Source organism: Clostridium culturomicium (genome assembly GCF_000821305.1).
Lineage (GTDB): Bacteria > Bacillota > Clostridia > Clostridiales > Clostridiaceae > Clostridium_J > Clostridium_J culturomicium.
The window spans coordinates 640,797-655,640 of record NZ_CCXK01000016.1; the positions used below are offsets into that span (position 1 = coordinate 640,797).

The following is a 14,844-nucleotide window of genomic DNA, read 5'->3' on the forward strand; positions in this document are numbered from 1 at the left end:
TTTAGTTCCTCCTTGGAAGGCTTATTGTAACTTTTGTTCCTTCTCCTAGCTCACTTTCAATTTCAAAACGTCCTCCATGAAGTCCAATTATTTCATCACAAATGGAAAGCCCTATTCCATTACTGGAATTTACATTTCTCCCCTTATAAAACTTTTCTTTTACATGTGGCAAATCCTGCCTTGAAATTCCATATCCTTCATCCTCTATAATAAGCTTAATCCATTCCTTATCTTCACTTAAATCAAACTTAATTCTAGACTTCTTTGGTGAAAATTTAATTGAGTTATCTAAAACATTAATTAAAACCTGTTTCATCCTATTTCTATCAAGCTCTATTTTATTAGAAGTATTAGAATTAAAATTCACATCAATAACCTTACTTTCAAATCTTGGTTCTAGCTGTTTTAAAATTCCCAGGCAGAATTCTTCTACATTGGTCATCTCTTTTGAAAGTGTTATTTTTCCTGAACTAAGCTTTGAAAAATCAAGTAGCTCCTCAACAAGGTATGTAAGTCTTCCAACTTCTTCTTCGATAATTTTCAATCCTTCCATAACCTCATCTTTATCCTTTAAATCTGAAGATTCCAGAATAATTGCCCAACCTTTAATTGAAGTTAACGGAGTCCTTAATTCATGGGAAATAGATGATATAAACTCGTTTTTTAATCTCTCATTTTTTTGTATCTCATCTGACATGAAATTTAGTGTTTCAGCAAGCTTTCCTACCTCATCCCTTGAATACTTCGGTATTGCTTCCTTAAAATTTCCTCTTGCCATTTTCTCTGCACCCCTGCATACTAAATTCAATGGCTTCATTAAACTGTTAGCAATAAACAAACTCACCGTTGAAGCGATTGCTATAACTAAGGCTCCAAAACCCAAAATCATATATGTAAACTTTCTTATCACCATCTCAACTGGTGCAGTAGATGCAGAAAATCTAAGTACTCCCCCTACTGAAGTATCATAATAAAGAGAAGTGGCTGCATTTATAGTTCCATCTTTAAAATCAGTATTCGTATATATCTTACTTGATGTAGATGGAATTTTTTTTAAAGCATCAGTCACTTCAGGTGTGGTTACTGGCTTATTATCAATATATCCTGAAGAATCCATAATTACCCTTCCTTCAAGATCAATTACTTGAACACGGCAAGTTGTATTACTCCAAAACATATCTCTATTATTAAAAATATTTTCCTTTAAACTATCTCCCGATAAATAAGTATTATAAAAATCTGAAGATATTTTTATCTGTCCTTCAATAGATTCCCTTAAGTTCTTATAATAGTAACTTCTAATCATCCCGTACAAAATAATTTGAATTATTATTACTGTTATAGTGATAATAATAATATAACTGCTGGATATTTTTTTTCTAATAGAACTCACTTAGTTCTCCCTCCATTTATACCCTGTTCCCCAAACTGTTTCGATATACTTAGGCTTAGAAGGATTAGTTTCTATCTTACTTCTCATTCTTCTGATATTAACATCAATAATCTTATTTTCTCCAATATAATTATAGCCCCACACCATATCAAGAAGCTCGTCTCTAGTAAATGCTTTACTTGGATTTTCCATAAAAAGCTTCATTAGTAAGTATTCTTTAGGTGTTAATTCAATCTCATTGTTATTTTTAAATAAAGTTTTGCTGTTCAAATCAAGCTTGAATTCTCCAGATACAAGCTCTTTTCTTCTTATGTTATCGCCTATATACATCCTTCTCAAAAGGGATTTTACAACCGCAATAAGCTCTAATGGATTAAAGGGCTTAACAATATAATGGTCTGCGCCATTCTCTAAGCCTTCAATCTTGTCTCTGTCCTGTGCCCTTGCAGTAAGCATGATAATCCCCATCTCTGGATAATTTTTCTTTAAAAATCTACATACTTCATAGCCATCAATTCCTGGAAGCATTATATCTAGAATAACTATATCGGGATCCTCTTTTCCAGCTTCCTCAATTCCCTTTTCTCCAGTGTCAGCCTCAATAACTTGGAAGCCTTCACGCTTTAAACTTATATTAACGAATTTTCTTATATGTGCTTCATCTTCAATTAATAATATCTTATGCATAATCTTCCCCCATTTTATTTTCAAATAAATGCACCTATAATAAGAATTTATTAAAGGTGCAATTTAGTTTATGTTATATTATAAAATTTTATTTATCTTCATCCTCATTATCTGCTTCTTCAAATTCAACATCAACTACATTGGCTGTATTAAATTCTTCTTCTGATTCTTCAAATACATTGTCCGTTGTATCTACAGTTTCATCCTTTTCGCCATAGGTAAATGAATAGAAGCCATTTTCACTCTTTTTCACCTTATGTTTAAAGTACATAATACTTAAAGTTATTATCAAAACAATGGCAATTATAAACCATAATACAACCTTCGCAATAATACCAAATATGCTAAATATAAGTGGTGAGAATAGGAATAGAATCACACATCCTAATGCAATCTTAATAAGCGTCTGCATATCTACATTTTTCATATTATTAATTCCTTTCATTTCAATATGTTCCTTGCGCCATAATTATACCAAACTTTTGAGTTCAAGTCATTTTTCTGCACCTTAGAATCGTCATATTTCATACAAATTTTACTTTTTAAATGAAACTTCTTATCTATATTTTCGAATTTAAGCAAACTACTTCTCCTTAAATTTGGCTAACCAAACAAAGATGTACTCTGTGAAAGCTCTGTTAATCAAAGATTTAGAATCTCACTTAAAACCCACCATTGACATTTAATATTTCCCCTGTGATATAACTACTTTCTTCACAAGCTAAAAAAACTGCTGCCCTTCCAATTTCAGAGCAGTATCCAAACCTGCCCATTGGAATTTCTTCATTTAAAGCTTCTCTTTCTTCCTCATTCATCCATTTATTCATTTTTGTATCAATGACTCCTGGCGCTATCCCATTTACTCTTACTCCGTTTGGAGCTGCTTCTTTTCCTAAGGCTTTAGTGAATGAATTTATCGCTCCCTTAGATGCAGAGTAAAGAACTTCACAAGATGCACCAACATTTCCCCAAACTGAAGAAATATTTATAATAGAACCTTCTCTTCTAGAAAGCATATGACCTATTACACAATTACAGGTATTAAATACAGATTTGAAATTAATGTCCATAATCTTATTGTAGGATTCCTCTGTTTCATCCATAAATAACCCAACCCTTGATATTGCTGCATTATTGACTAAAATATCTATTTTCCCTAATCTATTTATAGTATCTGCAATTAATCCTTTTGTATAATTGTAATTACTTATATCCCCCTTTAATAAAATGCAGTCTCCACCAATTTCCTGAATTTCCTTTAGTGTTTCATTAGCACTTTCATCATCCTTTAAATAGCTTAAAACTACAACTGCACCTTCTTTTACAAATTCTAAAGCTATTCCCTTTCCAATACCTCTGGTTCCACCAGTTATTACTGCTACTTTTCCTTTTAATTTCATTTTAATTCATTCCTATCAATTTATATTACTCTAATAAGCACCATTCAGCTTATTTTTATATTTTCCATTAAATTTCCACTTACTATATTACTACTGAAATAATATAGAGATTAAAAGTTTTCTTACAACTTGTTCATTATTTCCTGTAATATACCTCTTTATTATTATACCATAATGTGTTATGATAAACATGATTTTATAGTAAAGGGGGTCTTTTTCATGGCTTATAAAATAGCAGATACTTGTATCTCTTGTGGTGCTTGCGAGGCTGAATGTCCAGTTAGCTGCATATCAGCAGGAGATGGAATATACGTTATAGATGCAGATGCTTGCATCGAGTGTGGTGCTTGCGCTAGCGTTTGCCCAGTAGGAGCTCCAGATCAAGAGTAATTTTGATCATTTAAATAGGTGTACAAACTGTACACCTATTTTTTTACTTTAAATTAGATATTGTTTACATTGATTCACTTACTTCCTATACAGTTGCACAATATGATACAATTCATATAATATTAAAATTTTATAAATTAATATCTATTAAATAAACTCTAACGATAATATTACATATTTTGAGTATCACTCAAGGAAACTCCTTCCCATATTTATTGAAAGGAGTAAATTTTCATTAGCCAAATCAAATATGCACAAGTGGAACCTCCACTAACAAAATTAAAGATTTGGAATGTCACACCTAGATGCTCATTTAAGGAGGTTTTTACATGAATATCAATGGCATACTTATCCCCCAAAATTACCAGAGCCAAAGTACATTAATTCAAACAGAGATTCACATTAAAGAAATTAAGGACTTTTTTGAAAAAAACTTATCAGAAAAACTAAATCTAGTAAGAGTATCAGCTCCTCTATTTGTTGAAAAATCAACAGGTTTAAATGATAATTTAAATGGAACTGAACGCCCTGTATCCTTTGACGTTTTAGCAACCGGCGAAGATGTGGAAATAGTCCACTCCTTAGCAAAATGGAAAAGATTTAGCTTACATCGCTACGGTTTCTCAACCGGCACAGGTCTATATACTGATATGAACGCCATAAGAAGAGATGAAGAAATGGATAATCTTCATTCAATCTATGTAGACCAATGGGACTGGGAAAAAATTATAGATAAAAAAGATAGAACTCTAGAGACTCTTATGAGTATCGTTAACTCTATTTATGAAGTGTTTAAGGAAACTGAACTTTTCGTCAATTCCTCCTTAATTCAAACAGGACATAAATTACCAAAGAACATAACCTTTATTACTGCACAAGAGTTAGAAGATAAGTATCCAAACTTAACTCCTAAAGAGAGAGAAGATGCAGCCTGTAAAGAATATGGAGCTATCTTCTTAATGCAAATTGGAAATACTTTGAAATCTGGAGAAAAGCATGATGGACGAAGCCCTGATTATGATGACTGGAACTTAAACGGAGATATTATTTTCTGGTATCCACTTTTAGATAGATCAATAGAGCTTTCTTCCATGGGAATACGTGTTGATGCTAAAGCTTTAGATAAACAGCTTACTACAGCTAATGCTGATGACAGAAGAAGCTACCCTTTCCACAAAGCTGTTCTTAACGACGAGCTTCCATATACTATTGGTGGAGGTATAGGTCAATCAAGAATATGCATGTACTTCTTAAACAAAGCACATATCGGTGAGGTTCAAGCCTCCTATTGGGATGAAAAAAATTTAGAAACCTGTAAAGAATTTAATATAAAATTATTATAAAATAAAGCATTATAAAAGCAGAGAAATCCAGTATACCTGACTTCTCTGCTTTTGTTGTGCTTATTCAATTATACTATTAAAACCTTCGCCTAAAACCTCATGAACATTATGAGTAATTATAAATGCCTCTGGATCGTTTGTTTTTAAAAAGGATCTTAATTTGAGAAATTCCTTTTTACCCATAACTGTTACAATAACATCCTTTTCATTTTGGTCGTAGGCTCCAACAGCTCTATAAATAGTTGCACTTCTTTCAAGCTCATTCAATATGAACTTTTGAACTTCATTAGATTTTCTGCTTATAATTTCAACTCTTTTTATAATATTAAATCCATCAATTATAAAATCAATAACATATCCATTCATTATTACACCTAAAATTGCGTAAAGCCCTGTTGTTGGACCAAAGGCAACTAATGCCATCATTGTAACAATAAAGTCAATAATAAGAAGACCTTTCCCAATTTCAATATGAAAATATTTATTTAATATTTTAGCAGGTATATCAGTTCCTCCGGTAGCTGCACCATGATTAAAAACAATAGCCATTCCAAATGCTGAAAGAAGTATACCAAAAATTAAACTTATAAGTATATCCTGAGAAATAGGCTGAGATAATGGTACAAGCCATTGTAATATTGAAATTGTTGTTGAAAGCATCAAACTTGAATAAATAGTCTTAATCCCAAAGGATTTTCCAATAAAAATAAAACCTATTATGAAAAAGAATATATCCCCTATAATCATAATTATCCCTACATTTAGTGCCGGTACATAATTGTTTATTACCATTGCTAAGCCTGATAGACCTCCAGCTGCAAGATTATGGGGAACTAAGAAGAAGTTAATTCCACAGGCAATAAACCATACCCCTAAAGTTATAATAAAATATTCCTTAACTACCTTTTTCAAATCAAATCCTCCTTACATATAATTCTAAACAGCACTCTTAAATTCATGGAGATTACATACATATCTTAACATATAAACAAATATTTTATAATAAAATTCACTATAATTTTTAAAATATAGCTTTCCCCTTATTTATAAAATTATAAAAAAGTCATCTAGATTTCTCCTAGATGACTTTAATTGTATAATTTAATTGTATAATTTAATTATTTAATTTAAATTTTCGGTAATACAATCCTACAAATAATAATTAATTATTTACAACAGAAAGATGAACATTGAGTTTCTTGACAATTACATGCATGATCTCCACAAATAAAAACTTCATCTGCTTGACATGTACAACTATGATTATGTACGCAGTTAGTAGCTTCACAACCTATATCCATACTATATACAGGCTCTTTAGAATAATTTGTCATTGCTCCATCACTCTCTACAAAACTAATGCAACAAGTAGAACTATCTTTAGTAGCAGATTTTCCACCTACAGCGATTCCATTAAGGCAACAGTTATAATCTTTATTATGTGTACATGAACATGCATCACATTTTAAATTTGGCATATATTTTCCTCCTTCGAACTTCTCTTCAAATTAGTTTACCCACATATTGTTTGTATCATTTAAATTTTTATTCCTTATACTAAGTGATTCCATTTGTATATTTAAAATTTACAAAGCAAAAATAATACTAACTAATTATCAAAGGAGGTGAAAGTTAGTAAGAAGTAATTAAGAAGTTAAAACTATAAAAATTCTTACTAAACTACTTAATGTTCATTCCAAGAAGAATAATTTTTGAAAAAGGTGCTTTAGATTACCCTATTGCTAAGAATATCTATAACACTTTTAAGGACAATAAATCTGTGCAGATTATAAAACTTACCTCTAACAAAATTAAAGATAAAATCCCTGGTGATAATTTATATGACTTTTATAGAGAAGGTAAAAATACTTTAGCAGTGGGTATTAAAAAGGGAGGCAAATTTCAATCCTGCAAACCTTCTGCTAACTGGCAATTGCCACTACTCTCTGGCTGTATCGGCCACTGCCAATATTGCTATCTAAATACTAATTTAGGCGATAAACCTTACATTAAGGTTAATGTAAATGAAGACGACATTCTTGATCAGGCGCAAAATTATATTAATGAAAGACTTCCTGATATAACAGTCTTTGAAGGCTCTGCAACCTCTGACCCTATTCCTGTAGAACCTTATACTAACAGCCTTAAAACAGCTATTGAATTCTTTGGAAGAAGTGAAAAAGGGCGATTCCGCTTTGTCACAAAATATACTGATGTTGACTCTCTCCTTGATGCAGTCCATAATGGTCACACTGAAGTTCGCTTTACAATTAACACCTCTCATGTAATAGATAACTTTGAAAACAGAACTGCATCGAGAGATATGAGAATTGAAGCTGCTGCTAAGGTTGCTGGTGCTGGATATCCTTTGGGCTTCTTAATTGCACCTGTATTTCTTTACGATAATTGGAAAGAAGATTATAAATCTCTCCTTATTTCCTTAAAGGAAAAGCTTCCTGAAAATCTTGTTCGTCCTGTTACCTTTGAAGTAATTTCTCACAGATACACCAGCCGGGCTAAATCCATCATCGATGAAGTTTTCCCTGAAAATACTCTTCCAATGAAGGATGAGGACAGAAAGTTTAAATATGGACAATTCGGCTATGGTAAGTTTGTTTACACCAAGGAGCAACTAGCTGAAATGAAGGAATTCTTCACCCGGGCAATTGAAGAAATTCTCCCCGATGCTGGAATAAAATATATCATTTAAAAACAAAGAGGAGGTATACTTCACCTCCTCTTTTCAACTCAATAACCTATCCTCTTAATGTAGCAATAATTCTACTCTCATTTAGAAATAAATCTAATGCATCTTCTATTGATTTACAAACTATATCAGCATTTCTCAGAGCAACTGGCGAACATCCTTCATTGCCTAATATAACTATTGATAAAGCACTTTCCTCAAACATTAAGGCATCATTAAAGCCATTTCCAATAGCAGCACATAGCTTTCCATCTAATTCTTCTGCAATTTTCCTTTTAGCAAATCTGGCTTCTCCATTATTAAACACCTTAATCTGAAGAGGTAAGCTCTCACACTCCTCAGCTACAGTTCCATGGGTATCTGCTGTTAACACAAATATATTTATCCCAGATTCCTTAATTAATTTTAATCTCTTTTCTACTCCCTTAATTAATTTTCCATCCAAAGCTATTGTTCCATTATAATCTAATAATAAATTTTTAATGTTTAAATCAAACCTTCCGGGAATACTAATCTTCATGATTATCCTCCTTAGTATCAGTTATTACAAATTCAAATAGATAAAGCATATCTATTATATGTATAAATATATATTTAATTACAATTTATAATATCATATGATATATATGGATATAAGGTCAATATTAAATATACGACATTGACGAATTTAGGGGGATTTAAAATGAATAGTAAAAAATTGTTAGCTTTATTACTTGCTATGTCAATTTCAGTTTTAGCTGTTGGTTGCAGCACTAAGGGTTCTACAGATGAAGAAACTGATGGCTCTAATAATACAGCTTCTTCTAAAGTTCAAGGTGAAAAAGAAGAGGTTGGACAAGTAATTCTGGCTGGTTCATCAACTTTAGCACCTGTTATAAATGAAATAATCGCAGATTTCACAGAAACTAATAACAAATGGAGTAACATAAGTGATGCATATGGAGATGAAAGTATAGATATAGTTGTTGCTGAAGGTGGTTCAGGCGCTGGTATTAAAGGCTTACTTGAAGATACTGCAAACTTTGGACTAGTTTCAAGACCTGTGACTGACGAAGAAAAGGCTTCTATAGAAGGCTACTCTGAGTATGACCTTGGAACAGACGCCTTAACTATTTCAATTAATCCAGAAAATGAATTGTTGAAATACAAAAAAGATGGCTTAACAACTGAAGAACTTGCAAAAATCTTCTCCGGAGAATATGCTTACTGGGATGATGTGGACAGTAACCTTCCTCACGAAGAAATCGTAGTTGTTACAAGAGATATCAGTGGTGGAGCACACCAAGTATTCCAAGAAAAAGTTATGGGTGATACTGAAGTAAGTCCTAATGTAATCCAAGCTTCCTCTATGGGTGCTTTAGTTACAAAAATAATAGAAAACAAAAACGCTATAGGTTATGCTTCCTTTGGAGTTGTTAATCAAAACTTAGGAAAGGTTACTCCTTTAAATATTGATGGTATTGAGCCAACTTCAGAGAACATCTTAAGTGGAAGTTATAAAATATCAAGACCGCTTCTTGTTATTGCAAAGGGTGAATTATCTGAAGCAGAGCAAGCATTTATCGATGCTTGCACATCATCAAATGGAATGAAAGTTATTGAAGAATTAGGCTTCGTTCCTGCAAAATAAAATTTTAGGCGCTGTAGATAATTTTACAGCGCCATTACCTTTATATAAACCTTTTGGAGGTTATACAATGCATAAATTTTATAAGAGTCTAGATTTTATTTTCACAAATTTTTTAAGAATAATGAGCGTTTTAACATTATTACTTTTAGCTTCTATAATAATCTTAATCTCTAAAGAAAGCATGTTGCTTTTTAAGGAGTACTCCTTTTTAGATTTTGTTACTACCGCAAAATGGAACCCCTTAAGTAAAACGCCTTCTTTTGGAATACTTCCAATGATTTTAAGCACACTTTATACTTCTGTTGTTGCCTTAATTATTGCACTTCCATTAGGTGTTGGCACCACTCTTTTCAGCAGTTGCATTCTTAAAGATAAATATCACAAATACATAATTCCATTGCTTAACTTGTTAGCTGGTATACCTTCAGTAGTATATGGTTTCTTTGGACTTCTTGTGTTTGTAAAACTTTTTGAAACTAAATTTAGCTTTGCCACAGGAGAATGTATTTTGATTGGAGGCATAATCTTATCTATTATGATTCTTCCATACATTGTTTCAACTTGTCATGAATCCATGTTAAAAATTAAAAATTCCTTTAACATGGTATCAAATTCCTTAGGCGTTTCAAGGCTGTACATGATAAAAGCACTAGTTTTACCTAGCTCAAAGCTGGCAATTTTCACTTCAGCCAGTCTTGCATTAAGCCGTGCTGTCGGGGAAACCATGGCAGTCATGATGGTAATTGGAAACTCCCCTATAATACCAAAGCTTTTATCCCGTGGTGAAACTCTTTCAGGCTTAATAGCCCTTGAAATGGGTGCTGCTGAACTTGGAAGTACTCATTATCATGCTTTATATGCTGCGGGATTTATTCTTATACTAATGTTACTCCTAATCAATTTACTCTTTATGCTAATAAAAAATATCCTTGAAAAAAAATACTTATAGTAAGCGAGGTGATTATATGAAAAAAGGTCAAATTGATATAAAAATTTATACTTTACTTTCTACACTAACCACTGGAATTTTAATTTTATATTTAATTGGATTTATTGTTATTAATGGTGGAAGTACAATTTCTTTAGACTTTTTAACCTCTAAGCCTATGGGTATGCCCCTTGGCAGTAAAGGTGGCATATACCCCGCTTTAATTGGTTCTTTATACTTTGGCTTAATTGCTTTAATTTCAGCAGGTACTTTTGCTCTATCAACCTCAATCTATATTTCATTTTTCTGTAAATCAAATACTATTAAGGGCTTTCTGCGTACAATTATAGGAATAATTGCCGGAATTCCTTCCATTGTTCTTGGTTTATTTGGCTATGGTTTCTTCGTTGTAACTATGGATTTTGGATTATCAATACTTTCAGGTGGACTTGTTCTTGGAATTATGATTTTTCCTTATATTGAAGTTCGTCTTGAAAAAAGCTTCTCGGAAATAGATAAAAATCTTTTATCTGCTTCTTATGCTTTAGGCGTAAATAAAACCTATACCTTTTTAAATATTATTCTACCAGCCACTTTTAAAGATATCTTAAGCTCTTTATGCTTAGGCTTAAGCTTGGCTCTCGGTGCTTCGGCTCCTATATTAGTAACCGGAGCAGTAACCTATGCAAAGGTTCCAAATAGCATTATGTCTCCAGCCATGGCCTTACCCGTCCACCTATATTATTTAATAGCTGAAGGAATCTCCGTTGAAAGCGCTTATGGTACTGCCTTTGTTATGATAATAATTCTTTTTATACTTAATTCAATCCCCTTTCTATTCAGCAAGGAAAAAGTCTAACTTATAGGAGAAATTGATATGAATTCAATACTTAAAATAAATAATTTAAACCTTAGTTATGGCCAACAAACTGTTTTAAAAAATATAAATCTAAATATAAATAAAGGTGAAATCACTTCAATCATTGGACCCTCTGGCTGTGGAAAATCCACCTTATTAAAATGTTTAAATAATATAATTCTTGAAAATCCGGAGGCAGTTGTACAAGGATCCATAACCTTTAATGATAAAGAACTCTCTTCCTTCAACTTAGAGGACCTTCGAAAAAGTATTGGGATGGTATTTCAACAATCTACCCTATTTCCTCTTAGTATTTACAAAAATCTTGAGTATGCTTTAAAATACTACGGAGTGAAGGCTGTTGAAAGAAAAGATATCATTGAAAACACACTTAAAATCACTGGTTTATACGATGAACTTAATTCATTACTTAAAAAAAGTGCCTTAAAATTATCTGGAGGTCAAGCGCAACGCTTATGCATTGCACGAGCTCTCACTATAAATCCTGAGATTCTGTTGTTAGATGAGCCATGTTCTTCTTTGGATATAATTAATACAAAGAAAATAGAAGATCTTTTGCTGTCCTTAAAGGATAAATATACAATTATAATCGTTACTCATAACTTATCTCAAGCAAAAAGAATTTCTGACAAAACTGTTTTTATGTACGATGGAGAAGTTATTGAGGAAAATTCCACCTTTAAATTATTTAATAATCCTGAGCATTCTCTAACTTCTGATTATGTTTCTGGCAATATCGGATAAACGTACATTAACAAAAACAGCACTTGATAATAATTTAAACTTTCTCTTGTCAATTCAAGATAAGTTGATTATTAATCCAAGTGCTGTTTTTATTTTATTATTTCTTTAAATAAACAAGGCTGATATCTTTTTATATTACTTAATAATCAAAGACTACATTATTCCACCCTTGAAAGAAAAGACTCATTCCTAAAGCTCCTGGGTCAATATAACCAATAGCCTGATCTCCATATTTTCCAGCCTTTCCGAATTTAGCTGGATAGTTTTTAGTTCTTTCCGCACCCTTTGCTGCTGAACTTTCAATTGCTTCTAACACTTCCTTCATTAATCCTAGACAAGCTCTAGAACCATTAACAACTGGTATTAAAACATCCATCATTGTTTTATCTCCAAGCCTTGCTGGAGTAACCATTTGCATATTAATTAAAGCTGCCAGTAGCATATCCTTCAATAAGTCATCATCTATTTCTTCTTGTTCCTCCATAGCTTCAGATAAACCTTGGAAAAAGCTTCCCCATAAGATACCTGCCGATCCGCTATTGTCTTCAATTACTTCCGACCCGATTGTTTCAAGCATCTGCCTTAATCCACATTCTGGCCATCCACCAATAACAGCTCTTATTGTTTTCGTTATTTTTCCCATGGTAATTCCGTGATCTCCATCACCAAACTTAGAATCAATTTCTGAGAGAGATTCTAAGTTTTCTTCTAAAATATCACAGGAACTTAAAAGCATCATCTTAAAGTAATATACATCTAAAACCATTTCCTCACCCCTCATTTTATTAGAAATTTAATTCTCTATATATTCATTTTACTTCTTAGCTCAGCTTATGTAAATATTTACCTTAACCAAATTCTTAAGCCTTTTCCCCCTAAGAATAGGCAAAATAATAAACATCTAGTCAAGTAAATTCATTACCTTTCTAGATGTTTGCTTCTTTTCTATTTCTCAGCATATTCTTCTAAAGTTAAGCTCTCTTCATATATTCTCTGCGCTGTCTGTTTCCCTACATATCTTACGTGCCATGGCTCGTAATTATACCCCGTAATGTCCTCTTTTCCACTCTCATATCTCACAATAAAACCATATTTGTGAGCATTAGCAGCTATCCATTGTGCTTCCGGACATCCTTCTGTTATCCATCCCAATTCAGTTGCTAAATCCATAGCTTCACCTAACTGATGTTCACTTCCCCCTGGTGGTGCAACATATTTATCTGCATAAGTCTGTCCGTTAACTTCAATATTGTAATTATACAAGGTTCTTTGAGTTTCATAGGATCTGTATCCTGATAAACCGGTTAATATTACTCCGTCTTTGGCTGCTCCATTCACTAATTCTTTTAAAGCTCCTGCAGCTTTTGGGGTCATATAGCGCTCTTCTTCTGTTGCATCTGGTAGAAAATCTATATCAACTCTCACCAAATCCTTCGGTACAAAACTATCTTCAAGCATATAAGTCTTGTTTACAAGCATAATATTTGATCCTTCAATTCTATTTTCTCCAAGGATACTCTCATTAGAATTTCTAAACATATATGCTCCTGCTGTAAAAATAATTAAAGCAGTTATAATAAATCTTACTCTTTTTATTCTTTTATTTTTTTGCTTTTTAGCTAACATAGCTTTGTTTTGTTTAGCACGCTGGCTTTGTATTTCTCCCATAAAATCCTCTCCTTATCTTTAATTACATTTTATCAAGCCTTCGAATGGAATTTATTACTTTCTTCTTACGATTAAATTACATGATTATTATGCTATTTTATATACTTGCCACATTTTCATATTTGAATCTTTTCCTGCAAAAAATATTTTTTATGAATGTATACCTTTATTACTTGTCCGTGATATAATTTACTTATATGGAATACTATGGAGGTAGTTATTGTGATAAGAGAGTTTTCTAATAATGATTTAACTTCCCTTATAAACTTATTGCAGCAAGGATATCTCATAAGTACAGAAGAAGCCACATCAGAATTTACTGGTGACAACCGTAAAATTTACATATATGATGATGGAATAATTAAAGGCTTTTCACTAGTAATTTTAGCAAATCAAGAAACCAGATTCTGTAACATAAGAGTTTATGTTGGTAAACCTTATAGACATAATGGTATTGGTAAAAAACTTCATGATGAAGCTTTAAAGTATGCGAAGGAACAATGGAAGTCTAAAGCTGTTTCTGTTGGATTTACAACGCTTAAGGACGATGCAACTCACTTTTTCCAAAATTTAAATTATGAAAAATGGTTTATCTATCATGATATGACCTATACAGGAAAAGAACAACCGGAACCTGGCTTAAATTTTATAAACTACGAAGATAAATATTTTGAAAAATATATAACCTTAGAAGGTGAATCCTTTTACAACCTACGAAGAGCAAATGATATAAAACCATATAACTGCAATGATTTCAGTGATGAATCCAGAAAACGATGCCTTGATAATAAGGATAACATCTTTCTTTTACTAGATGATGAAGATGAAATAATCTCCACCATCTATGTGAAAAATGGAGTTCTAGATGAAATAATGGTAAGTAAAAAATATGAGGGTCAAGGCTACGGCTGTAAAACCACTCAATTTGGAATCAACAAAGCTTTAAGTCAAGGTTCCAAAACTATTAAGCTTTGTGCTCTTGATTGGAACAAGCGTGCCATTTATATTTATGAAGCCCTTGGCTTCAAGATTGTCCAAACCTTCCATAACTACAGACGATTTTTCCGTTAAAAC

Annotated in this window: 17 protein-coding genes; 8 read left to right on the plus strand and 9 right to left on the minus strand. The window is 32.1% G+C overall.

Annotation, left to right across the window (positions count from 1 at the left end; all coding sequences use genetic code 11):
- Position 1: 1 nt before the first annotated feature.
- The 4 genes from BN1075_RS12355 to ymfI form a co-directional block, all read right to left on the minus strand.
- Positions 2-1,393 (minus strand): HAMP domain-containing sensor histidine kinase, encoded by a 1,392-nt coding sequence (locus BN1075_RS12355; RefSeq protein ID WP_040193455.1) that lies wholly within the window; start codon positions 1,391-1,393, stop codon positions 2-4.
- Positions 1,394-2,080, minus strand: a complete 687-nt coding sequence (locus BN1075_RS12360) for a response regulator transcription factor (RefSeq protein WP_040193456.1) — start codon at positions 2,078-2,080, stop codon at positions 1,394-1,396.
- Between the two features lie 88 nt (positions 2,081-2,168).
- Positions 2,169-2,507 carry a hypothetical protein gene (locus BN1075_RS12365; RefSeq protein ID WP_148315500.1) on the minus strand — a complete coding sequence of 113 codons (339 nt, stop codon included), beginning with the start codon at positions 2,505-2,507 and terminating at the stop codon, positions 2,169-2,171.
- 235 nt (positions 2,508-2,742) lie between these two features.
- Entirely contained in the window at positions 2,743-3,480 is a 738-nt protein-coding gene (ymfI, locus tag BN1075_RS12370) for an elongation factor P 5-aminopentanone reductase (protein ID WP_040193458.1), read from the minus strand.
- A gap of 219 nt (positions 3,481-3,699) precedes the next feature.
- On the opposite strand from ymfI, the gene BN1075_RS12375 reads away from it, so the two are divergent.
- Positions 3,700-3,870, plus strand: a complete 171-nt coding sequence (locus BN1075_RS12375; protein WP_040193459.1) for a DUF362 domain-containing protein — start codon at positions 3,700-3,702, stop codon at positions 3,868-3,870.
- A 329-nt stretch (positions 3,871-4,199) separates the two neighbouring features.
- Positions 4,200-5,213 carry an aspartate--ammonia ligase gene (gene asnA, locus BN1075_RS12380; RefSeq protein WP_040193461.1) on the plus strand — a complete coding sequence of 338 codons (1,014 nt, stop codon included), beginning with the start codon at positions 4,200-4,202 and terminating at the stop codon, positions 5,211-5,213.
- 60 nt (positions 5,214-5,273) lie between these two features.
- Here asnA and BN1075_RS12385 read toward each other — a convergent pair whose 3' ends face one another.
- Together BN1075_RS12385 and BN1075_RS12390 are read right to left on the minus strand one after the other, a co-directional pair.
- Entirely contained in the window at positions 5,274-6,125 is an 852-nt protein-coding gene (locus tag BN1075_RS12385) for a YitT family protein (RefSeq protein WP_040193462.1), read from the minus strand.
- A gap of 254 nt (positions 6,126-6,379) precedes the next feature.
- A complete protein-coding gene (locus BN1075_RS12390) occupies positions 6,380-6,691 on the minus strand; it encodes a DUF1540 domain-containing protein (protein WP_040193463.1) in 312 nt (103 codons plus the stop codon).
- Positions 6,692-6,900: 209 nt separating this feature from the next.
- On the opposite strand from BN1075_RS12390, the gene splB reads away from it, so the two are divergent.
- Positions 6,901-7,923, plus strand: coding sequence for a spore photoproduct lyase (gene splB / locus BN1075_RS12395; RefSeq protein ID WP_040193464.1), 1,023 nt, complete (start codon positions 6,901-6,903; stop codon positions 7,921-7,923).
- A 46-nt stretch (positions 7,924-7,969) separates the two neighbouring features.
- Here splB and BN1075_RS12400 read toward each other — a convergent pair whose 3' ends face one another.
- Positions 7,970-8,440 (minus strand): HAD family hydrolase, encoded by a 471-nt coding sequence (locus BN1075_RS12400; protein ID WP_052406522.1) that lies wholly within the window; start codon positions 8,438-8,440, stop codon positions 7,970-7,972.
- Positions 8,441-8,602: 162 nt separating this feature from the next.
- On the opposite strand from BN1075_RS12400, the gene BN1075_RS12405 reads away from it, so the two are divergent.
- From BN1075_RS12405 to BN1075_RS12420, 4 genes are all read left to right on the plus strand, one after another.
- Positions 8,603-9,550, plus strand: a complete 948-nt coding sequence (locus tag BN1075_RS12405) for a phosphate ABC transporter substrate-binding protein (RefSeq protein WP_040193467.1) — start codon at positions 8,603-8,605, stop codon at positions 9,548-9,550.
- A 67-nt stretch (positions 9,551-9,617) separates the two neighbouring features.
- Positions 9,618-10,499 (plus strand): phosphate ABC transporter permease subunit PstC, encoded by an 882-nt coding sequence (gene pstC, locus BN1075_RS12410; protein ID WP_040193469.1) that lies wholly within the window; start codon positions 9,618-9,620, stop codon positions 10,497-10,499.
- Positions 10,500-10,515: 16 nt separating this feature from the next.
- Positions 10,516-11,337, plus strand: a complete 822-nt coding sequence (locus tag BN1075_RS12415) for a PstA family ABC transporter permease (RefSeq protein ID WP_040193471.1) — start codon at positions 10,516-10,518, stop codon at positions 11,335-11,337.
- Between the two features lie 18 nt (positions 11,338-11,355).
- Positions 11,356-12,102 (plus strand): phosphate ABC transporter ATP-binding protein, encoded by a 747-nt coding sequence (locus tag BN1075_RS12420; protein ID WP_040193473.1) that lies wholly within the window; start codon positions 11,356-11,358, stop codon positions 12,100-12,102.
- Between the two features lie 139 nt (positions 12,103-12,241).
- Here BN1075_RS12420 and BN1075_RS12425 read toward each other — a convergent pair whose 3' ends face one another.
- Positions 12,242-12,868 (minus strand): dihydroxyacetone kinase subunit L, encoded by a 627-nt coding sequence (locus tag BN1075_RS12425; RefSeq protein WP_042387258.1) that lies wholly within the window; start codon positions 12,866-12,868, stop codon positions 12,242-12,244.
- 179 nt (positions 12,869-13,047) lie between these two features.
- Positions 13,048-13,770 (minus strand): M15 family metallopeptidase, encoded by a 723-nt coding sequence (locus BN1075_RS12430; protein ID WP_052406523.1) that lies wholly within the window; start codon positions 13,768-13,770, stop codon positions 13,048-13,050.
- Positions 13,771-13,992: 222 nt separating this feature from the next.
- On the opposite strand from BN1075_RS12430, the gene BN1075_RS12435 reads away from it, so the two are divergent.
- A complete protein-coding gene (locus BN1075_RS12435) occupies positions 13,993-14,841 on the plus strand; it encodes a GNAT family N-acetyltransferase (RefSeq protein WP_052406524.1) in 849 nt (282 codons plus the stop codon).
- The last annotated feature ends 3 nt before the right edge of the window (positions 14,842-14,844 follow it).

Excerpts from the sequence above, each read along its gene's own strand:
- BN1075_RS12425 (WP_042387258.1), bottom strand. The coding sequence starts at position 12,868 with ATGGTTTTAGATGTATATTACTTTAAGATGATGCTTTTAAGTTCCTGT.
- BN1075_RS12415 (WP_040193471.1), top strand. The coding sequence starts at position 10,516 with ATGAAAAAAGGTCAAATTGATATAAAAATTTATACTTTACTTTCTACA.
- BN1075_RS12375 (WP_040193459.1), top strand. The coding sequence starts at position 3,700 with ATGGCTTATAAAATAGCAGATACTTGTATCTCTTGTGGTGCTTGCGAG.
- BN1075_RS12420 (WP_040193473.1), top strand. The coding sequence starts at position 11,356 with ATGAATTCAATACTTAAAATAAATAATTTAAACCTTAGTTATGGCCAA.
- pstC (WP_040193469.1), top strand. The coding sequence starts at position 9,618 with ATGCATAAATTTTATAAGAGTCTAGATTTTATTTTCACAAATTTTTTA.
- splB (WP_040193464.1), top strand. The coding sequence starts at position 6,901 with ATGTTCATTCCAAGAAGAATAATTTTTGAAAAAGGTGCTTTAGATTAC.
- BN1075_RS12365 (WP_148315500.1), bottom strand. The coding sequence starts at position 2,507 with ATGAAAAATGTAGATATGCAGACGCTTATTAAGATTGCATTAGGATGT.
- BN1075_RS12360 (WP_040193456.1), bottom strand. The coding sequence starts at position 2,080 with ATGCATAAGATATTATTAATTGAAGATGAAGCACATATAAGAAAATTC.
- BN1075_RS12390 (WP_040193463.1), bottom strand. The coding sequence starts at position 6,691 with ATGCCAAATTTAAAATGTGATGCATGTTCATGTACACATAATAAAGAT.
- ymfI (WP_040193458.1), bottom strand. The coding sequence starts at position 3,480 with ATGAAATTAAAAGGAAAAGTAGCAGTAATAACTGGTGGAACCAGAGGT.
- BN1075_RS12430 (WP_052406523.1), bottom strand. The coding sequence starts at position 13,770 with ATGGGAGAAATACAAAGCCAGCGTGCTAAACAAAACAAAGCTATGTTA.
- BN1075_RS12400 (WP_052406522.1), bottom strand. The coding sequence starts at position 8,440 with ATGAAGATTAGTATTCCCGGAAGGTTTGATTTAAACATTAAAAATTTA.
- BN1075_RS12405 (WP_040193467.1), top strand. The coding sequence starts at position 8,603 with ATGAATAGTAAAAAATTGTTAGCTTTATTACTTGCTATGTCAATTTCA.
- asnA (WP_040193461.1), top strand. The coding sequence starts at position 4,200 with ATGAATATCAATGGCATACTTATCCCCCAAAATTACCAGAGCCAAAGT.